This is a genomic window from Hymenobacter seoulensis, from assembly GCF_054780535.1.
The window spans coordinates 438,245-457,521 of sequence record NZ_BAAGWD010000002.1; the positions used below are offsets into that span (position 1 = coordinate 438,245).

Genomic DNA, 19,277 nt, shown 5'->3' on the forward strand with positions numbered 1-19,277 from the left:
AAACGCTCCGACTTACGTGAGCCGGAGCGTTTTGCTTTTCTACTTTATACGCGTCAGGCGGAGTTGGTCGAGCATGGCCTGGTTCACCTCCCCGTTCATATTTTCATTAGTTGGGTCAAATGTGAGGGATAGGGTAGCGGTGCCCTTTTGCAGCGTGACCAGCACGGGGTTGGAGTAGCCCCAATCCGACCACTCCTCTACGCCGCGCTGGGGCAGTACCGCGGTGCCTATGGGCGTGTTGTTGTAGCGCAACGTCCGGAAGGCGCACTTGTTACTGGTATTGATAGGGCCATTGCCGTTGGCGTAGCGGAAATCAACCGCATACAAGCCGGTAGCGGGCACCGGCACGCGCACCGTGAGGGTGCGGTTCTGCGTCGTGCTGATTTCCACAAAGCCCTTGCCCAGGTAGCCTTTGTACGGCTTGGTTGATTTGGCTGTGGCCGTTTCCAGCTCTACTACCGTGCGCAGCTTATCAGCCCCTACGGCCAGCGGCTCACTAGCAAAACTCTCGAAGCCGGCGGCATCTACGGCTACCACTTGGTACTCGGTATACATGCCAGGGCGAGCGGTAACGGCAACGCTGGTTTCGGTGGTGCGGGCCGCAAACTGGCCGTTGCGTAGCACCTGGTAGGCTGTGGCTCCTTCCACGGGCGCCCAGGTGAGCTGGCCGTTGGCATAACGCACGGCGGGCGTGGGCAGGGCCACGTGATGGTCTACTTTGTTTTGGGTAGAGGCGGCGGGGGCTTCGTTGGCCAGCTCGATTTGGATGGTATGCGAGCCGCTGAGGGTTGCGGGTATGGTCGCATCGGGCAGGGGCTGGCCGTCCATCGTGATGCTGCGAATGGTGCGCCCGAAGCCCGTCATTTCCACATGCAGCACGGCATTGCGGTACTTGAAACCGGTGAGCTTGCGTGTGCCCTGCAAAGCCTGCGGCACGAAGGGACGGAACGTGAGTTGGTCGGCCTGGAAGTCCATGCCAAACAAGCCTTTGTACACTAGCCCCAACGAGCCGGAAAGGCTCCAAAGCATCACGCTGCTGTTTACCTGGGTACCCGCAAAGTCGCCGTTGCTAGCCACAAAGTTCTCCTTGTTGGTCAGAAACAGCGCGGCGGGCCGAGCCACGGCCATCAGGCTTTCTAGGAAGGCGGTTTCGTTGCCCACTTTGGCGGCGGCTAAGCCCCAGTAGCTCTGCACGAAGGGCCACACAGCGTTATTGTGGTACGGCGGGATGCCCGAAATCTGGGGATAAATGCACGGAACACCGAAGGGCATCACGGGGGTGCTGGTTACTACCCGGCTGGCCCGCGGCGCATCGGCTACCTCAAACAGCACAGCCAACGCCTCGCCCAAGGCTTCGGCTTTCGGCGACAGGCTCAGGGCATTGCGCCCGTACAGGAACTGGCCATAATAGCCTTTCTCTTCCTGCCAGAGATGCTCATTGATGCCTGCTTTGATGCGGGCGGCGGCAGTCCGATGCTGAGCGGCTACGGCAGATTCTCCTAGCTTATCGGCCATCAGGGCCAGCACGTGGTTGGCCTGAAAGTGCGCCGCATTGGTGCCCAGGTTCTCGCTCTGGAAGATATCCACAGGCTGCATCCACTTCGGATAAGTTTGCTCGCGCCAGTCCAGAAACGACGACTCGCCGCGTACTAGGCCTGGTGTGGCGTCATAGGCGTTTTGCTGGTCGTCGTCAACGGTCTTTTTGATGATGGGGTACACCTTACGCAGCCACGCCTCATCGCCGGTAGCTTTGTAAATTTCCCAGGCGGCCGTGGCCCAGATAACACGGTCGGTAGAGACGGGGTAGGCGCCGCCCGTGCCCGTGTCCTGAATGATGCGGCCATCGGGTGTAACCTTGCGCAACAAACTGGTTTTGGCTACCTCGGGCTGCAGCAGCGCCTGCGACAGAATAATGCTGTAGCTAATGTCGCGCGTCCAGACGCCGGCCCACTCCTGGCCCGTGCGGAAGGTGCCATCGGGCTCCACGGCGCGCTTAGCCTCTTCCAGCGCCAGATTGTACAGGGCGTCCAGCAGCGGGTAGTCTGACGTCATCTGCGGGAAACCCGACACATCGAGGCTCTGCTTCCAGCTGCCAGCAGTGGTTTTAGCATCGGAGTGCGAGTTCAGCACCAGCGTTGCCTCATAGATGCCGTTGCCGTCCGGGTCCTTCAGCTCGAGCTGGGGCTTATTGATCAGATTATCAAAGTCCCAGCTCAGCGGCGCGGTGTTGCCGGCCACAAACACATGTTTAAAGTCATCCTTGTACAGCTTCTGCCCATTATAGAGCTGGTAGAAGCCCTGCTGCTGGAAAGCCGCCAACACCGGCCGCATATCCAACCGAATTTTTAGCGGCGTATTAGGCGCCAGGTAGGTGTTGGCCGGAACCGGCGTTTTGTCTACATACTGCTGACCGAAGACAATAACCGGCGTTTCCAGGGCTCCGCCATTGGCTTGGGGTACGGCCATAAATACGTGGTCTTGGCCAGGCTGCATTTCGTTGTCTTTGCCGTTGAGGCTGAACTTAAAGCTTACCTGCGGGCTCTGAGACTCGTTGGCTGGGCTGTGGTAGTTGGAGGTCAGCTCGGTGCGCGAGAGGGCACGGGCCACGTTCCGGCCCTGCACCAACGAGTCGCGGAATACGGTGTAGGCCGCCGACTGCCACACGGGCGTAGCCGCGAGGTTTGGCGCGGCTGCAGGGGTAGTAGAGGTAGAGGCTTTTTGCATCTGGCAGGAACCAAGCAGGCCGAGCGTGAGCAGACTGGCCGAAAGAAAGGAGTTGCGCATAAGGGAAAGGTGCCGAACCCGACGAGGGCTCTCCGGAAAGATAACGATGCTACAGGGTTCTGGCGGCCCTAGTATAGTTCGGGCGGTTTGGGCCGGCGCGGGGGCTAGTAAACCGACCGGTGCTGTGTGGCTACGCGCCGTCAGGAGTTTCGGTGGTAGACTTTTTGCGGCCGCCCAGCACCACCAGCGCCACGGCCGTTACAATCAGGGCCGCGCCGCCCAGCATGCCCGCGTTCAAACTCTCGCCGGCAAAAGCCCAGCCCAGCAGCACTGCCACCACTGGGTTCACGAAGGCATACGTACCCGCCAGCGCCGGCTCCACGGCTCGCAGCAGCCAGATGTACGCCGTGAAGGCCACAATGCTCCCGAACGTAACCAGGTACACATAGGCTATCCACGATTTCGTGGTGACTTGGGCCAGCTCGAATCCCTCAGACTCACCTTTCAACAGGCCCACCACCAACATCACAAGGCCGCCGCACAGCATCTGCATGCCACCAGAAAGGAACGGCGACGGGGCCGGCTGATGGCGCTTAGAGTACAACGAGCCTACCGCCCATACCATAGCCGCCGTCAGAACCATTCCTACGCCTAGCCCCTCGTGTCCGGGCAACGCCACGTGGCTGGCGCCCGGCGTGCGGGCCAGCAGGTACACGCCCACTAGCCCCGAAACCAGGCCCAAGGTTACCCACAGCGTGGGGCGCTGCGCCACCCCGCTCCACCAGCCCAGTATGGCCAGAAACATAGGCACCGTGGCCACCAGCAGCGCTGCCAGTCCCGTCGGGATGTACTGCTCGCCCAGGGTTACGCCGCCGTTGCCGAACCCCAGCAAACAGGTGCCAATAACGAGTGCCGTGCCCCAGCCCCGCCAGGTGGGGGCCGGCTCGCCGCGCAGCCGCATCACGCCATACAGCAGCGCGCCGGCTAAGGCATAGCGGGTGCCGGCCATCAGCAGGGGCGGAATAGAATCAATAGCGAAGCGGATGCCCAGGTACGTGGAGCCCCAGATAATATATACCGCCGCAAAGGCGAGCAATAAGGAAACGCGGGTAGGGGAGGAAGCCGGAGTTGACATGAATGGAAGCGCAAATGAGGCCACAAACCTACGCCGCTTGGGCAAGTAATCTGGCCTTTCTTCCCGGAATGTGAGTAGGTGCCGCTCAAACAGTGCTCTGTACCTGAGCCGTAAACGCTGCTGCTGAGCAGGGTTGAGCCAGATTACTAGCCTAGTGCGCTCTGCATAGCGGTGGGGCCCGCTCACGCAGTAGCAAAAGCCCTAGCCCTGCGCGCATCGACAAGCAGCGCTTTGGTGGTAATTCCGTTCTTTGCTTTGTACTCTATTCTCCTCTCCGTGCGTCCATCTGTTTCATTTCTTCTGGCCGGCCTGCTAAGCTGCTCGCTTGGGGCCTCGGCCCAGTTGCTGCAACCCAAGCCCGCCTTCACCCGCGCCGACTCACTGCGCGGCGCCCTCACCCCGTTGCGCACCTGCTACGACGTCAACTACTATCACCTCGATGTAAAGCTGGACATAGCCAAAAAAGCCATCAGCGGCTCCAACGAGTTTCGGTTTACGGCCACGCAGGATTTCACGAAGCTGCAGTTTGATTTGTTTGCCAACCTGAAGGTAGACAAGGTAGAGTACCTAGGGAAACCGGTGCCTTTCACGCGGGAGGCCAACGCCGTGTTTGTAACGTTTCCGGAGGCCATCCGGAAAGGCAGCCGGTCGGCGTTTACGGTGTTTTACTCGGGTCAGCCCACCGAGGCCAAGAACGCACCTTGGGACGGCGGCCTGGTGTTCACGCAAGATGGCAAGGGCAAACCCTGGGTAGCCACGGCTTGCCAGGGCGTGGGGGCTAGCATCTGGTGGCCCACCAAAGACCATCAGTCCGATGAGCCCGACTCTATGCTCATCAGCGTGACGGTGCCTAAAGGCCTGAAGGATGTCTCGAACGGGCGCTTGCGCAACACCACCAAGCTCAAAGGCGGCGCCACCCGCTTCGATTGGTTTGTGAGCAACCCCATCAACAACTACGACGTGGCCCTGAATGTGGGCGACTACACGCATTTCTCCGATGAATACGCCGGTGAAAAAGGCAAGTTGAACCTCGACTATTGGGTGCTGCCCGAAAACCTAGCCAAAGCCAAAACGCAGTTTGCGGCCAACGTGAAGCCTATGCTGAAAAGCATGGAATCGTGGTTTGGACCGTACCCGTTCTATGAAGATGGCTACAAGCTGGTGGAAACGCCGCATCTGGGCATGGAGCACCAAAGTGCCGTGGCCTACGGCAACAAGTACCTAAACGGCTACCTCGGCAAAGACCGCTCGGCCACGGGCTGGGGCCTAAAGTGGGACTTCATCATTATTCACGAAAGCGGCCACGAGTGGTTCGGCAACAACATTACCAGCAAGGATATTGCCGATATGTGGATCCACGAAAGCTTCACGTGCTACTCCGAGGCCTTGTTCGTGGAAAGCCAGTTCGGCAAACAGGCGGGGCAGCAGTACATCCATGGCCAGCGCCGCAACATCCAGAACGATGGCCCCATCATCGGCCCCTACGAGGTAAACCGCGAGGGCTCCTCCGACATGTATGACAAGGGCAGCAATATGCTCAACCTCATCCGCACAGCCTACGTGCCCGACGATGCCAAGTGGCGCGAGCTGCTGCGCGGCCTCTCGCGCACCTTCTACCACCAAACCGTGACCACTGAGCAAATACTAGGGTACTTCAACCAGCAAACCGGCCAGAACCTCGCGCCCATCTTCGACCAATACCTGCGCCATGCTGGCCTGCCTACCCTGGAGGTACGCTTCACGGAAACCGGTGCCCAGGCCCGCTGGATTGCCGAGGTGCACGAGTTTAACCTGCCCATTCGGGTGCGCACCAAAGGCGGCGAGTACCGCACCCTGCCGCTTACTACCTCCCTCCAGCCCCTCAACCTGCCTGGCCTTACCAAAGAGAACCTGGAAATCGATACGGAGAACTACTACATCGGGGTGTTGGTGGAATAGGGGCACCCTCCGTACGTTTACACCCTGTCTCACCCTCTCCCCTCCCATGATTCGCTTACTAGTCCTGCTTATGCTGGGTCTTTCGGCCCAAGTTGTCCACGCCGGCTCCGGCTTCGCCGACCTCAAAGCCGGCCCGCACACCGTTGGCTTCCGTGTGGTGCAGCAATACGATTACGCGCGGGCCTATAAGGGCCGTACCGATGCCGTAACCGGAAAACCAACCACCGGCGAGCTGGCGCGCCCCATGCAAACGCTGGTGTGGTATCCGGCCCAGAAAGGAGGCGCACCCATCCGATACGCCGATTACCTGCGCACGGAGGCCACTGACGATAACTTCAGCCGAACCGATGCGGAAGCTGCAGCCTTCCTGGCTGACAAGCTGCAGTGGGCCGCCGCCCAGGTAGGCCCGAAGCAAGCACAACAGCTCTTCGATCAGCGCATGTGGGCCGTGCAGAATGCCCCGGCGGCGTCTGGCAAGTTTCCGGTGGTGATTTATGCTGCTGGCGGCGGTGGCACGGCCCACGAAGCCGCCGATCTGTGCGAATACCTCGCCAGCCACGGCTACGTAGTGCTGGCCAGCCGCAGCCTGGGCACGCGCACCAAGGACATGAACTACGACGCAGAAGGGCTTGATACGCAGGCGCGTGATATCCAGTTCCTGCTGTCATACGCCCACACCCTGCCCCAGGCCGACATGGCCCATGTGGCCGCGGCCGGCTGGAGCTGGGGGGGCCTGGCTAATGCGCTGGCGGCCACGCAAGACTCGCGCATTGCCGCAATAGTCAGCTTTGATGGCACCAAAGCCCAAGAGGACGCTAAGCCCGTGTCCCGCGTGCGCCTGACCGTACCGTGGCTCTACGTGCAGCGCCGCTCCGAATCGGTGCGCGAACTCAGCGCCAAAGGGATGGGAACCACGGAAATTCTGCTGAACGAAGCAAAGTACGCGGACCTCTACCACGTGGTCATGAACCCGATGGAGCACATAGACTTTTCCACCATCGGTCTGCGTGTAGCTGGGCCGGAGCACTTCACCGAGTATTCCCGCGCTGAGGTAGAAGCTGCCTACCACTGGACCTGCCGCTACACTCTGGAGTTCCTCAACGCCAACCTGAAAGGCGCCGCAACCGGCCGTCAGTTTCTGAGCCGCACGCCTACGCAGAACGGTGTGCCAGCCCATATGGCCCGCCTCTACCATCTGCCCGCCCGCCCCGGCCCCATGCCCACGCAGGCTGGCTTCGCGGCTGCCCTGGCCCAGGAAGGCTTCGGTAAAGCCCCGGAAGTTTACCGCCGGATGCAGCAACAGGAGCCCACGTTTGCGTTGTCGGAAGGCACGCTGAACACCTGGGGCTACCAGCTTCTGCGCGAGGCGCGCAACCCATCTGCTGCCCGGGCCATCTTCGCCCTGGGCACGGAGCTTTATCCCAACGACGCCAACCTCTTCGATAGCCTCGCTGAAGCCGACGAAAACGATCATGATACACCCGCGGCCATCCGGCACTACCGCCGCTCCCTGGAGCTTAACCCCGGCAATACCAACGCCCAGAAGCGGCTAAAGGCCCTAGGTGCTGCTAACTAACGCCCTGCCGCCAACGCGTTGAAGCTACAGAACGTCACGCTGATAAATAGAACGTCATGCTTCGACTGCGCTCAGCATGACGTTCTATTTACTAGCCCAACCTCAGCCAATCGAGAGGCTTGTCTAAGACGACCTTCGGTTCGGCAAGCGCAGCAGAACGGTCTGCTGTAAACACTAGGTCGGTTAATTACTGCAACCGTCGCCAAGCGAAATGCTTCAGCCCCGAGCGTGAGGCGCCCCAAGCGCAACAGGGCGTTCTTTTACGTTGCTGCTTGTTCGCCTCACAATTTCACGCTTCACAACTTCGCCGTCCGTACCTTCGTGCCCGTTGATTTCCACCGAATTCACTCGCTGAATATGAACCAATACGACGTTACCGTCATCGGCTCCGGGCCGGGCGGTTATGTGGCGGCTATCCGCTGCGCCCAGCTAGGCCTCAAAACTGCCCTGATTGAGAAGTACGACACCCTGGGCGGCACCTGCCTCAACGTGGGCTGTATCCCCAGCAAAGCTCTCCTCGACTCGACGGAGCACTTCCATAATGCCGGCCACACCTTCAAGGAGCATGGCATTGAGCTGAGCGACTTGCAGATCAACATGAACCAGCTCATCGACCGTAAAAACGGGGTGGTGAAGGCCAATACCGACGGCATCCAGTTCCTGATGAAGAAGAACAAAATCGACGTCATCAAGGGCGTGGGTTCGTTCGTAGATAAGAATCACATCAAAGTTCAGCCCACCGCGGGCGGCGAAGAGCAGCAGATCGAGACGAAAAACGTCATCATTGCTACTGGCTCTAAGCCCACGGTACTGCCCTTCATCAAGCAGGACAAGCAGCGCATCATCACGAGCACTGAGGCCCTGAACATCCGGGAGGTGCCGAAGCACATGATCGTGATTGGTGGCGGCGTAATCGGGCTGGAAATGGCTTCGGTGTACGCTCGCCTCGGCGCGAAAGTATCGGTGGTGGAGTTCATGGACTCCCTCATCCCGACCATGGACCGCGCCCTTGGCAAAGAGCTGAAGCGCATCCTGGGCAAAATCGGCATCGAGTTCTTCATGAGCCATAAGGTAACCGGCGCTACCCGCGAGGGCGATGCCGTGACCGTAACCGCTACCAACCCGAAAGGCGAGGAAGTGAAGTTTGAAGGCGACTACTGCCTAGTAGCCGTGGGCCGCTCCCCTTACACCGCGGGCCTGAACCTGGAAGCTGCCGGCGTAGAAATGGAAGAGCGCGGCCGCATTAAGGTAGATGAGCACCTGCAAACCAACGTGCCCGGCATCTACGCCATCGGCGACGTGATTCGGGGCGCTATGCTGGCCCACAAGGCCGAGGAAGAAGGTGTGTATGTAGCCGAAACCATTGTAGGCCAGAAGGCGCACATCAACTACCTGCTCATTCCGGGGGTAGTGTACACCTGGCCGGAAGTGGCCGGCGTGGGCTACACCGAAGAGCAGCTAAAGGAGCAGGGCAAGGCGTACAAAACCGGCAACTTCCCCTTCCGCGCCTCGGGCCGCGCCCGCGCCTCCATGGACCTCGACGGCTTCGTGAAAGTGCTGGCCGACAAGGAAACAGATGAAATCCTGGGTGTGCACATGATCGGCCCCCGCATCGCCGACCTCATTGCCGAAGCCGTAACGGCCATGGAGTTCCGCGCCTCCGCTGAGGACGTAGCCCGCATGAGCCACGCCCACCCCACCTACGCCGAAGCCATGAAGGAAGCCTGCCTAGCCGCTACAGAGAACCGCGCCATTCATATGTAATATCGCACTTGCGGTGGATTACTGTAAAAGGGCTGAAGCTAAAATAGCTTCAGCCTTTTACAGTAATCCTTAAATAGTAAAATAATAGAGGTTATGGATGTGTTTAATATAATTATTAATGACCTTTTAGGTTTTTTTAATTGGCAATCAATCTTTACTTCGGCTATAGTAACGTCAGTAATTGCTGCCCTGTATAAAAGCAATGTTGATAGAAAATTAGTGGAACTTAAAGAAAAACTTAGTGCTCAAAATAAAAAAATAGAAATAGAGTTTAGTTCTATAAAAAATAAAGAAAAGTATGATTATGAAAAAATAGTTGATTCTGTAAAGTTAATTTGGACTCACTTAACAGTTATAGAGGATTATTTCATTCTTGATTTTGGAAAAGAATTTTTTGCTAATATGTCTAACAATGATAGTTCATATTCTAAGGTCAGGCAGGAGGTTCATAAAATTAGAACAGAAATGCTATTTCTTCCTGACTCTATACACAATCCAATCGAAAATTTATTAATGAAAATATTTAATGATTATATTCAAAATTTTCATAATAGCGTTGCTCTATATATTCAGGACCATCCTGAATTGCAAGGTAAAGAAATAAGTGATGTGAATAATGCTCAAGCCATGCAAGATATTAATGGGTATTTAAGCAAAATGCAAACAGATTTTTGGTTAGATAGAGATAAATTACGAAAAATAATAAGAGATAAATTATTTAAAGAAATTGATAATAATCATAATTGAGTAAATTTGTATACTAGTGTTTTTATTTGTATAAATAACATGGCATAATGAAATTATGACACATTATAATTTTATTGATTCTGCGATGAAGGGATTAATTAATATAAATAACTTTAGGCTATTTGATAATTTCGTGATTTTGTGTGACTATATCCATGTATGCAGTAGGTATAGTTGTAATTTTTAAATGCTATGTTATTTTAAAAATATATTTTTAACGTTTATTTCATTTATAAAATCCGCTGAATAGCATATTTGATATAATTATAACTCTTGGTCATTGATTCGATAAGAATTTATTCCCTTGCTAATTTAGCAGGTGTAAGGTCGTGAAATATAAATTGTGTCTATTTATTAAGGGTGATCTTTGTATTTAACGGAGTTATATGTGTTCCCTCAACAGGCAGTGAAGCTTGTAACCCCTCTGGATCTTCAACTGACAAGCACACACCGCTAGTTAGTAATTCATTTCTTCTAGATATAAAAAGGATCTATTTCACGTCTTCTGGACCAACTTAAATCCATCCTTCGTCACTTGGTACTGTTGGCCTTGGATGGTGATGGTTTCGCCTTCTAGCAGCTTGCTCAGGTTCTCAATGTCGCCCTCGATGGTGTGCAGGGTGAAGCCGTGCTTGCGGGCCAGGGCGAGGTAGCGCGGGTTGATGTAGTCGCGGACCCCACACAGGATAATGCGGACGTGGGCCGTGGTATTTTTGAGGAGCTTGGCGTCGCGGGGGAAGGTGTAGTTGTCTGCAATCAAGATGAGGTCCGTGGGGGCGGAGTCGGGGCCGGTGAGCTGCTGGGCGTAGAGCAGGGCTTCGGCGTCGTTTTCGGGCGCGTCGCCGCCCCCGCCGGCCTTCATGGTTTCGATGAGCTTGTTCTTGATGGCCTCGTAGCTGCTGGTGGTTACGTGGAAGAGGCCGCCGGTTTTGCCCACGCGCTTGTCTTTGTCGGGCTGGTCGTTGCCATCGTTGAAGAACACGAAGGTTTTCTCGTCTTCGAGGGCGCTAAGTTGCAGCCAGGCCAGCAGGTCGTAGGTGTAGGGGAACATGCTGCCGGTGGCGTCGGTCACTACCACTTCCTTGCTCCACTCGGGGTGGCGCTGCATCACGCGGGTTACTACGTTGGCATCGGGCGGCAGGGGCATCTCTACGGCGCTGGTATCTGAAGCAGCCAGCAGCTCGCCGGCTTTCGTGATGCGCGCCTCGCAATAGTCGTTTTTGTGCTGCTTGTTCTTGTGTTTCAGGAACACACGGTAGAGCCGGGCTGCCGAATCGGGGAGGGCGAAGTTGGTGAAGCCCATGTCGGCTTCGCCCAGCAGCTGCAAGGGTCCGATGGGGAGGCGAATTACTCCCTTGGCGCTAAACGGAAACATCTTGCCCGCCACTGGGAAACCAGAGTGGAACGCCACGCTTTTCCGGATGGCTTCTTCCAGCTCCGTGGTGCACAGGGGCCTAGCGGTAGGCAGCACCTTCACGGTCTGGATGTTGCCATCGGCGGCTACCGTTAGCTCAAACTTTACTAGTTGGGCGTCGTGCTGAGGGCAGTGATAGAGGCGGCGCAGGCTTCGGGCCATCTGGCGGTTGCTGAAGCGGCTGGCGGGCAGGTTGCAGGCCACCTTTTTGCCGGGGGCCTTCCTGGCGGCTTTGGGGCGCTTCTTTTCAAGGATGCGCAGCTTGCGCGTGAGGCTGTCGAGGTCGGCGCGGCTGGTGGCGGCGGTGGCGTGCCGGGCCACATACACCACAAACCCATGGAAAAACGGCTGGCACTCGGTGGGGCTGTTGCAGCCAGTTTGCTCCACCAGCGTCCAGGTTACGGACTCATCTTGCAGCAACCCCGGTAGGCCACTCGCTAGGTTGCGGATGCGGCTAAGGTTGAGCTGGCGCTGATTGAACGCGGGATTCAGTCGGAAGGCCGTGTACACCAGGTCAACCCGCACAATGTGGCGCTCCTGCAGGTGCAGGGCCTTCAAGTCGGCGCCCGAGAAGGTGGAGGGTAGTTGCAGGGCCTCTAGGTCCGGCAACGGTTGGTACCGCGCGGTGCGGTAGGCGTTAAGCTGGTCGTAGAAGGTGGTAAGCTCTGCTTCGGGCAGCGGAGTTTGGGCGTGAGCGGTACGGGTGGTCAGCAGCAGAATAAGTCCACAGAGAAAAGCCCGGAAGGATACAGGGGACATTGAATAAGATAGCAAAGGCACAAGGGAGTGCAAAGTAGTGGTTTGCCGGGAGGAGGCCTAGCGTGGGTAGCGTTGAACAAGCACTAGTTCGTCTTCTGCTACTGAGCAGGGGGCTAGGCGTGGCGGATAGGGATAGAACGAGTTGTAAAGCCGGATACTGAAGGATGTGCAGTGCGTGTCAATCACCCTAACCCTTGCTCAGCTGAGGAGAGGAACTAGCTTGTAAGAGTTGCTTTGCAGATAGTCTGTAGCATAATCTGCCCTGTGCCAGGCGGGCTAGGCATGTTTCGCCAGGGGCCCCAGGCGTATTCTAACTGGCAGGGCTATACCGAGGGCACGTTTGATAGCATTAGCCGCCTCACAGTTGCTATAAATGCCTTTCTCCACTACCCCATGCTACTCCTCTGGGGCAAGCAAACCGGCAGCAGCTGAAAGAGGACAGCTACCGGCGCTTTCAGGCGTTGGAGGTAGCTGCTAGGCCTCACTTACGGGGTAAGCCGGGGCAGTGCACTAATTAGCTCGGGCAAAAAGGACGCTAGGGTAGGGTAGCGGGTGCGGTTGGCTTCGTAGAGCTGTAACTGCTGCTCGAAAAACGGCAAATACATCCAGTCTCGGTATTCAGTACGGAGGTGGGTACTGACTTCGGGCCGGCCCAAGGCTAGTGCCAGGCGTACTTCGCCTGCCCGTACTAGGTGCTCGTTAAAGGAAGTTTCCCAGTCGCTGTACTGCCCCATGCCAGGAATGGGCCGGAACAACGCCTTATGAGCCTCAATGGCACGGGCCAGGTCAGGCTGGGCCGTGAGGGGGTTGATGAAGGTGTGGCCAAACTCGTGCACCGACAGGTTGCGCACCGCTTCGGCATTATCGAAGCCAGCGGCACGGGTGCGCCCCCGCTGGAGCACCTGCTCCTGAAAGGGAGCAGCAATTTGGTAGGATACCGGCCCGGCGGCGGTGGGCACCTGCCAGGCCATGCCCCATTGGGCTTTAAAAAACGGGTTGATGATGATGTGGTAGCCGGCATTGCGCGCGCCGTAGTACCGCTCCATGGTGGGGATAAAGTTGGCAGCGGGCAGGTTGCGGCGTACTTCCGCCAAGGCCAGGTTATAGGTGCTCCGGTGGGTGCGCTGGAACCGGGCAAACTGGGCCTCGCGGTAAAACTTGCCAAGCACCTGCATGTACTCATCGGCCAGTCGGGCGGCCGAGTCGGGGTGCGGATGAATGGCTTCGAGCAAAGGAGGCGAAACGGCCGTGTGGCGTACCGGCTTCGGAAAGCCCGAATAGAAGAGCGGCAGCAGATAGACGCCGGTGCCTAGCTTATCGGTGAGCTGGCGGGTGCGCACTACGGCCATATGCTGGCGGAACGGCGCGAAGTACATATAGCTAACCCGCATTAGGCGCGTGGTGCGGAACAGCTGTGGGTTGGCCGCCGAATCTGGCAGGAACTCCGGCGAAATCTGCACCATCAGCGCGTTAACCAGCTCCACGCCCAGGTTGGTTTCTACCTGAATGGGCTGGGTTTGCCCATATAGCCGCATCGGCAAACTTACCCCAAACACCACCCACAGTAAACCGATACGCACTAGCAAGGCCATAAAAATCAAGATAATGAAACTCCGGCAAGCTCAACCGGAGTCTCTAAAGTAGTGTTCAGGCCGTGTTATTTCAACTCGCGTACAGCGGTGCATGTATGGGGGCTGGTAGTAGTCTTCCCCTACGAGACCAGCTAACAGCTGTGCTACATCATTCCAGCACGCCCGTCTGCTACCCCCTGCGTAAGCCCAAACCCCTGCGTCAGGGTGCATGCCGATGCACGTAGCCCTGGTTACCAAGTACCTGCCGGAAGTGCGCCGTAGGATATCTTTTTGTAACTAGCCCTACCTTGCACTAGCCTCTACCTCAGCTCAAATCCTATGTCGCGCACTGCTGCCTATGCGCAAACCCAGCCCGCCAGCCGCGCCGAGTGGCGGCAGTGGCTGACTACGCACCACACCAGCAGCCCTGGGGTGTGGCTGGTGTATTTCAAAAAAGCCAGCGGCCAACCCAGCGTAACCTATGCCGAGGCAGTGGAAGAAGCGCTCTGCTTTGGTTGGATTGACTCGCACCCGCGGAAGCTCGACGCCGACCGGACGCAGCTGCTCTTCACGCCCCGCAAACCCAAAAGCGGCTGGAGCAAAGTGAACAAAGAGCGGCTGGAGCGCTTGGCGCAAGCCGCCCAGCTGATGCCTGCCGGGCTGGCTGCCATTGCAAAGGCCAAGCAAAATGGCGCCTGGGAAAGCCTCGATGCTGCCGAAGCCGGCACCGTACCCACCGACTTGGCGGCGGCCCTTGCTGCTGATACCACGGCTGCCCGGTACTTTGCGGCATTCTCGCCTTCGGCGCGCAAAATGATTCTGACCTGGGTGCTAGGGGCCAAACAGCCCGAAACCCGGGCCCGACGCATAAGCGAAACCGTGCGGCTTGCGGCCCTGAATAAGCGCGCCAACTTCGACCGGGAGTAGCAAGCCAAGCCTGGCAGTACTAGCATGGAGCCGCTGTGCTGTTGCCTTGGCTCAACGTTTGGCCAGGGCATAGGTGCTGGTTACTTCTTGAGCACGTCTTTCAACTCTTTCAGGCGAAAGGCACTGTCAGAGGAGAGAAATTCGCGCATCATGGCGGCGTGGCCTGAGCCAACCAGCACCATGACTTTATCGTCGGTGGGGGCCACGGTTTTCTGCACGATGGAGTACATATAGAGGTTGCGGCGGTACCACTCCGAAACCAGGAAAGCCCCGTTGAAATTGGTAGTGGTGCCGGCTCTGTTAATCTTATCGAGGTAGAAGCCCTTGTTGAAATCGAGGTTGGCTTTGGTGTTTTCGTCGAGCAGAAGCTGGGTCAGGGAATAGGTAGCCAGCTTCTTGTTCATGTTATCCTCGTAGGTTTTTATGTGAGCCTGCACTTGTTGCATCAGGGCGTTTTGGTGGGCGCTTTGCATGGCCAGCATCACGCTGTCGTAGGGGAACTGGGTTTTCTTGTAATCGAGGGCGTACACGCTGGCCAGACCAGCTTTCTTGGCCGCTCGGAACGCCAGCTGAATGATTTCGTTGCGGGCATAGAAGCCATTGGCGTGCTTCGGAAAGTTGGCTTTCACGTAGCCAGTATAGTCGGGGCCCAGGTAGGCTTTGTACAGCTCGTTCTAGCCCTTTTGGGCGTCGGCGGGCCACTCCACAAACACCTTGTCGGGCTGAAAGGCGGCTATGCGGCCGCTGATGGTTTCCAGCTCCGTTTGCACCTTCGGCGAAAGTACATCCAGCGTATTAATTTTGGATATATCGAGGCCCGGATTATCAAAGTGAAAAGTCCCGATAAGCAGCAAATCGGCCGGTTTGGTTTGGGCGAAGCCGGTTGCGGCAAACACCATAGCGAGCAGCAGAGGTATAACGGATTTCATAAGCCGAATAACAGGAGATAGAAGGTCTGGCAGAAAGGTACACCGGCGGGTGCGGATTTCTGCGGGGCCGGCTACGTTGGCGCGAACCGGAGCGTAGTCATGCAGTTGAGCCAGCGAAACGGGCTTTGCTGAAGCGCTACAGTAGCCTGACTATTATGTTCTTACGGAAACCTTCGGGTTCTACTCTGCGAATACCCTAGTAGGCAAGCAAGCTGAAGTTCAGGTACCACAGGTGGGCGTCGGGCTTCCGCCGCCCTTACTCTATACTTCTATGGGCAAGCACAAAAAGAAAAAGCACGCAAAACAGGTGGCAGCTGCCGTACCGGACGATGTGCTGGATGCGGCGGTGCTCTCGATCAAGAAGTTTCGGAAGGTGACCAATGAAATTGCCAAGCTAAGCACGGGGCAGAAGCTGGTAGGTGGCTTGGTGCTGGCAGCGGCCGGCCTTATCTACCTAGATCAGCGCAAAGGGAAGCCAGACGCTACCCCCCACCACGCACCCAAAGCCGATTGGGCCAGGCTTCCGGAAGCCAACACTACCTTCGCTACGGAGGAGGTTGCTGCCGCTGCCCCCCGGCCTACTACCTCCCCGAAAAGCCGCAAGAGTACCAAAACCGGCAAGGGGCACAGCAGTGCCACGAAAAAAACAGCTGACGACATCGATGACTTTGGCTAACCAATACCACGCAGTTGCGATTACTAGGCCACTCTAAGCCGCAAACCTCCCTTGGGGGGCGGGCTCTTTCTGGCTCAAACGGATTTCTCTTCTAACATAGAATGCATCATGAAAAAGAATAAAAACAAAAACAAGAAAGCCGCCAAGACAAGCTTGTTTGGAGGGGCCGCCAAGTCGCTTAAAAAGCTGGGCAAAGGCACCGGCCTCAACCGCCTGACCACCACGCAAAAGGTGCTGGGCGGCGCCGCCTTACTGGCGGCTGGCCTCAGCTACTTGGGTAAGCGCCGCATCAGCACGCCCGCTACACCACCGGCCACTGATGCCACTGCTGCCGAACAAAACCTCAGCTCATTGGATGGTGGCTCCATTTAGCACAAAGCGCCTTCCGGTATTTAGTATTACTTTCTAACCAGATCAAAAACGCAACAGCGCCTAGCAGCGCACTTGAATAGCAGCGGAGGCGGAAGCATCCATGGTTTCGGCCTTCGCTGATTTGCCGACCTAGTGGAGTGAAGAAAAAGGTTCTGAGCTGCTTTCTGAGGCTTGGAGCCTTTTTTATCGGTAAGCAATGAAGCATCATCTGACAAGAGGTATTGCCACAAGCTGTGCCCTGGTATGGCCGGTGCTGGCGCTGGCCGGCCAGCGCGAAGACAAGTACGCGTTTCTAGCAGCGGGTGGCGCCGGTGGCATCCTGATTGGGCTGGGGCTGTATACCCTGGGCATGATTTTGTCGGCGGCCTACATCAGAAGCCGCCGCCACATCATAGCTCTGTTTGTCCTGTACACGCTGGTGTTCATCTACTTGGAAGGCTGGTCGTTTCGGCTCTTGATTCTCTCCCTAGGATTCCTGCAAACTCCAACCGCCGCGCCGGGCACGCTGGTACTCACCATGCCGGTAAAGTTGACGCTGGCAGTAGTGGCCGTTGGGGCTATTATGGTGTTTCAGGTGGCGCTCCGGATGTGGCAAAAACGACACGGGCAGTAACCGGTTGGGCCGCGGGCACAGGCTAGAGTCAGCTACCCGGTTTCGGGCCTCCGGTAACAGAAAGCGCCCGGCGCTGTTGAGTAGAGCCCGCCCGGTTTTGCCTGCCCGGCGCTACTTGGGCAGGCTAGGTAGTGGGTTGCGCTTCGCGTAGCTTGCTGCCGCCAAGGCATTGCACGTACCCAGTATGCTTTCTGAACCTACTTACCTGGCTGCCCGCGTGGTGGCCCCCATGATTGAAGCTCACTTTGCTAGGCACCGCGCCGGCGCTAACCCTACGGATGTAGCCCAGCTGGCGCCCCCGCCGCCTGCGCAGTGGGTTGAGGCCATTATTGATGTAGCCTTCTGGGCCAGCCTGCGGCGCGAAGAAGGCCACCCACCCAAAATTTCGTTGGCCCTGTTACAGCCCGCGCAGGCCGGTCAGCCGGTAGTGTTCGGGCAACGCCGCCTCACGCCGTATAACCTGCTGAAGCTAGCTCCGGCCGTAGAGCAGCCCGGTATTCATTTGGGCGTGTGGTACGATGCCGAAGGGCTGTATGTCTGGGGCACGGCCACCGAAATCCCGCCCCTGAGCTTTGTGCTGGAAGTAGTGGAGCCGGGCCTGCTGGTGGTAAAGCACCGCCGCACCGATGGCTTCGGTAAGTTTGTGAACGTGGCCATCCTGCGCGGCGACCAGCTCCAGCTCGTAGACGCCGAAAACATTGCCGTAGATGATTGCCCGGCCCTGCAAAAGTTTCTGCCCGGCCACGATCAGAACACAAGCGCCAATGAAACCGACAACGTGCTGGTGGAGCTGGCGGCGGTTATGCGGGCCCACGGCCGGGGCGGGCTGGTGCTGGTAGTACCCTCGGCTTCTACGCTGTGGCAAGAGTCCATTGTGCAGCCCATGACGTATCCGGTAACGCCGGCGTACATGGGCATTGCGGAGGTGCAGCAAGGCCAATCAAAGCGGAAGTGGCTGGAGGAAATTCAGCGCAACATTGGCATTGTGGGTGGCTTCACGGCCGTCGATGGGGCCACCATTATCACCCGCGACTACCACCTGCTGGCCTTCGGAGCCAAAGTAGCGCGCGCCAAGTGGAGCCAGCCCGTCGACAAAATGGTGCTCACAGAACCTGTTATTGACAGCCCGGCGCGCTACCTACACCCAGCCCAGAACGGCGGCACCCGCCACTTGGCCGCCGCCCAGTTTGTGTTTGATCAGCGCGATTCCCTGGCTCTGGTAGCTTCTCAGGATGGCTTTTTCACCGTCTTTGCCTGGTCGGTGGCACTGCAAATGGTACATGCCCACCGCATTGATGTGCTGCTGCTCTAACGCTTCTGAGAGTGCTAGTAACGCAGAGCGGCTGCAACTCCTGGGGAGCTGCAGCCGCTTGAAGGCCTAGTGCCTCTGGTACTTTATACTGGGGTGTCCAGCTTTACTCCGAAAGCACTAGGGCCTTTAGGACCCATTTCTACTTCGAAGCTTACTTTATCGTTTTCTTTAATCTGATTCACTAGCCCATTAGCATGAACAAAGATGCTTTCCTGAGTTACTGAGTCCTTGATAAAGCCGTACCCTTTCGAGTCGTTGAAGAACGTAACCACGCCTTTCCGGATGGGGTCAGTTGGCTCCATGTCTTCCTGCTTCAGCGCGCCAATCCGGATATCTTCCGTCTTGATTTCTTTCTTCTTCTTCGGATCCGGCGGAGAAGCGGAAATGTTGCCGTTCTCATCTACGTACGCCAGCATATCGTCGAGGCTCTGCCCTTTCTTGGCATTGGCCTGACGCTCTTCTTTCTTCTCTTCTTTATCCTGACGTTTCTTTAGGCGCTTTTTTTCGTTTTCCCTCTTGCCGAAGGTGGCTTGTGATCTACCCATGTGTTGTATTAGTCAGTTATGTCGCTCCGAAAAGCGAGGTCGGCGATGTTAAGACAGGTGGTTAATTTTAGACGAAATCGGATAGGCTAAGGTTCATAATTACAATAGAATATATAGTAATATCAGTAAAGCTGGTATCAGGCAGATTTGCACGAATAACTACCCGTTGCTACCAGGGTAGCCCAACCAGCAAACAGGGTGGGAGCCGGGCCGGGCAAAGTTGCCGGCGGGGGTCTGCGGCATAATAGTAGCGTAAAGTTACTTCTTATTCTCAC

Annotated in this window: 16 protein-coding genes; 9 read left to right on the forward strand and 7 right to left on the reverse strand. The window is 57.0% G+C overall.

The window, feature by feature from the left end; genetic code table 11:
* Positions 1-39: 39 nt before the first annotated feature.
* Both ACYVHC_RS09700 and yedA read right to left on the reverse strand, forming a co-directional pair.
* A complete protein-coding gene (locus ACYVHC_RS09700) occupies positions 40-2,784 on the reverse strand; it encodes an alpha-L-rhamnosidase-related protein (RefSeq protein WP_460613508.1) in 2,745 nt (914 codons plus the stop codon).
* A 130-nt stretch (positions 2,785-2,914) separates the two neighbouring features.
* Entirely contained in the window at positions 2,915-3,859 is a 945-nt protein-coding gene (yedA, locus tag ACYVHC_RS09705; protein ID WP_460613510.1) for a DMT family transporter, read from the reverse strand.
* Positions 3,860-4,123: 264 nt separating this feature from the next.
* Between yedA and ACYVHC_RS09710 the strand changes: the two genes are divergently transcribed.
* The 4 genes from ACYVHC_RS09710 (at position 4,124) to ACYVHC_RS09725 (ending at position 9,884) form a co-directional block, all read left to right on the forward strand.
* A complete protein-coding gene (locus ACYVHC_RS09710) occupies positions 4,124-5,797 on the forward strand; it encodes a M1 family metallopeptidase (protein WP_460614307.1) in 1,674 nt (557 codons plus the stop codon).
* Positions 5,798-5,843: 46 nt separating this feature from the next.
* A complete protein-coding gene (locus ACYVHC_RS09715) occupies positions 5,844-7,373 on the forward strand; it encodes a dienelactone hydrolase family protein (protein ID WP_460613512.1) in 1,530 nt (509 codons plus the stop codon).
* 357 nt (positions 7,374-7,730) lie between these two features.
* Positions 7,731-9,137, forward strand: coding sequence for a dihydrolipoyl dehydrogenase family protein (gene lpdA, locus ACYVHC_RS09720; protein ID WP_460613513.1), 1,407 nt, complete (start codon positions 7,731-7,733; stop codon positions 9,135-9,137).
* Positions 9,138-9,230: 93 nt separating this feature from the next.
* Positions 9,231-9,884: a hypothetical protein gene (locus ACYVHC_RS09725; protein WP_460613515.1), complete on the forward strand. Its 654-nt coding sequence runs from the start codon at positions 9,231-9,233 to the stop codon at positions 9,882-9,884.
* A gap of 496 nt (positions 9,885-10,380) precedes the next feature.
* On the opposite strand, the gene ACYVHC_RS09730 is transcribed toward ACYVHC_RS09725, so the two are convergent.
* Entirely contained in the window at positions 10,381-12,057 is a 1,677-nt protein-coding gene (locus ACYVHC_RS09730) for a vWA domain-containing protein (protein ID WP_460613517.1), read from the reverse strand.
* Between the two features lie 485 nt (positions 12,058-12,542).
* Positions 12,543-13,649 (reverse strand): DUF4932 domain-containing protein, encoded by a 1,107-nt coding sequence (locus tag ACYVHC_RS09735; RefSeq protein ID WP_460613518.1) that lies wholly within the window; start codon positions 13,647-13,649, stop codon positions 12,543-12,545.
* A gap of 318 nt (positions 13,650-13,967) precedes the next feature.
* On the opposite strand from ACYVHC_RS09735, the gene ACYVHC_RS09740 reads away from it, so the two are divergent.
* A complete protein-coding gene (locus ACYVHC_RS09740) occupies positions 13,968-14,555 on the forward strand; it encodes a YdeI/OmpD-associated family protein (protein ID WP_460613519.1) in 588 nt (195 codons plus the stop codon).
* Between the two features lie 80 nt (positions 14,556-14,635).
* Here the strand turns inward: ACYVHC_RS09740 and ACYVHC_RS09745 are convergent, their stop codons facing one another.
* Both ACYVHC_RS09745 and ACYVHC_RS09750 read right to left on the reverse strand, forming a co-directional pair.
* Positions 14,636-15,223, reverse strand: coding sequence for a DUF5694 domain-containing protein (locus ACYVHC_RS09745; protein WP_460614308.1), 588 nt, complete (start codon positions 15,221-15,223; stop codon positions 14,636-14,638).
* Between the two features lie 6 nt (positions 15,224-15,229).
* On the reverse strand, positions 15,230-15,484 hold the full coding sequence (locus tag ACYVHC_RS09750) for a hypothetical protein (RefSeq protein ID WP_460613521.1): 255 nt from the start codon (positions 15,482-15,484) through the stop codon (positions 15,230-15,232).
* 271 nt (positions 15,485-15,755) lie between these two features.
* Between ACYVHC_RS09750 and ACYVHC_RS09755 the strand changes: the two genes are divergently transcribed.
* The 4 genes from ACYVHC_RS09755 (at position 15,756) to ACYVHC_RS09770 (ending at position 18,457) form a co-directional block, all read left to right on the forward strand.
* A complete protein-coding gene (locus tag ACYVHC_RS09755; protein ID WP_460613523.1) occupies positions 15,756-16,160 on the forward strand; it encodes a hypothetical protein in 405 nt (134 codons plus the stop codon).
* 108 nt (positions 16,161-16,268) lie between these two features.
* A complete protein-coding gene (locus ACYVHC_RS09760; protein WP_460613525.1) occupies positions 16,269-16,532 on the forward strand; it encodes a hypothetical protein in 264 nt (87 codons plus the stop codon).
* 196 nt (positions 16,533-16,728) lie between these two features.
* Positions 16,729-17,145, forward strand: coding sequence for a hypothetical protein (locus tag ACYVHC_RS09765; RefSeq protein WP_460613526.1), 417 nt, complete (start codon positions 16,729-16,731; stop codon positions 17,143-17,145).
* Between the two features lie 184 nt (positions 17,146-17,329).
* The gene (locus ACYVHC_RS09770; protein WP_460613527.1) at positions 17,330-18,457 is read left to right on the forward strand and encodes a putative sensor domain DACNV-containing protein; all 1,128 of its coding nucleotides are present in this window, start codon (positions 17,330-17,332) and stop codon (positions 18,455-18,457) included.
* Positions 18,458-18,540: 83 nt separating this feature from the next.
* Here the strand turns inward: ACYVHC_RS09770 and ACYVHC_RS09775 are convergent, their stop codons facing one another.
* Positions 18,541-19,002: a cold-shock protein gene (locus ACYVHC_RS09775; RefSeq protein WP_460613529.1), complete on the reverse strand. Its 462-nt coding sequence runs from the start codon at positions 19,000-19,002 to the stop codon at positions 18,541-18,543.
* Positions 19,003-19,277 lie beyond the last annotated feature (275 nt).

Excerpts from the sequence above, each read along its gene's own strand:
- ACYVHC_RS09700 (WP_460613508.1), bottom strand. The coding sequence starts at position 2,784 with ATGCGCAACTCCTTTCTTTCGGCCAGTCTGCTCACGCTCGGCCTGCTT.
- yedA (WP_460613510.1), bottom strand. The coding sequence starts at position 3,859 with ATGTCAACTCCGGCTTCCTCCCCTACCCGCGTTTCCTTATTGCTCGCC.
- ACYVHC_RS09715 (WP_460613512.1), top strand. The coding sequence starts at position 5,844 with ATGATTCGCTTACTAGTCCTGCTTATGCTGGGTCTTTCGGCCCAAGTT.
- lpdA (WP_460613513.1), top strand. The coding sequence starts at position 7,731 with ATGAACCAATACGACGTTACCGTCATCGGCTCCGGGCCGGGCGGTTAT.
- ACYVHC_RS09725 (WP_460613515.1), top strand. The coding sequence starts at position 9,231 with ATGGATGTGTTTAATATAATTATTAATGACCTTTTAGGTTTTTTTAAT.
- ACYVHC_RS09730 (WP_460613517.1), bottom strand. The coding sequence starts at position 12,057 with ATGTCCCCTGTATCCTTCCGGGCTTTTCTCTGTGGACTTATTCTGCTG.
- ACYVHC_RS09735 (WP_460613518.1), bottom strand. The coding sequence starts at position 13,649 with ATGGCCTTGCTAGTGCGTATCGGTTTACTGTGGGTGGTGTTTGGGGTA.
- ACYVHC_RS09740 (WP_460613519.1), top strand. The coding sequence starts at position 13,968 with ATGTCGCGCACTGCTGCCTATGCGCAAACCCAGCCCGCCAGCCGCGCC.
- ACYVHC_RS09750 (WP_460613521.1), bottom strand. The coding sequence starts at position 15,484 with ATGAAATCCGTTATACCTCTGCTGCTCGCTATGGTGTTTGCCGCAACC.
- ACYVHC_RS09755 (WP_460613523.1), top strand. The coding sequence starts at position 15,756 with ATGGGCAAGCACAAAAAGAAAAAGCACGCAAAACAGGTGGCAGCTGCC.
- ACYVHC_RS09760 (WP_460613525.1), top strand. The coding sequence starts at position 16,269 with ATGAAAAAGAATAAAAACAAAAACAAGAAAGCCGCCAAGACAAGCTTG.
- ACYVHC_RS09765 (WP_460613526.1), top strand. The coding sequence starts at position 16,729 with ATGAAGCATCATCTGACAAGAGGTATTGCCACAAGCTGTGCCCTGGTA.
- ACYVHC_RS09770 (WP_460613527.1), top strand. The coding sequence starts at position 17,330 with ATGCTTTCTGAACCTACTTACCTGGCTGCCCGCGTGGTGGCCCCCATG.
- ACYVHC_RS09775 (WP_460613529.1), bottom strand. The coding sequence starts at position 19,002 with ATGGGTAGATCACAAGCCACCTTCGGCAAGAGGGAAAACGAAAAAAAG.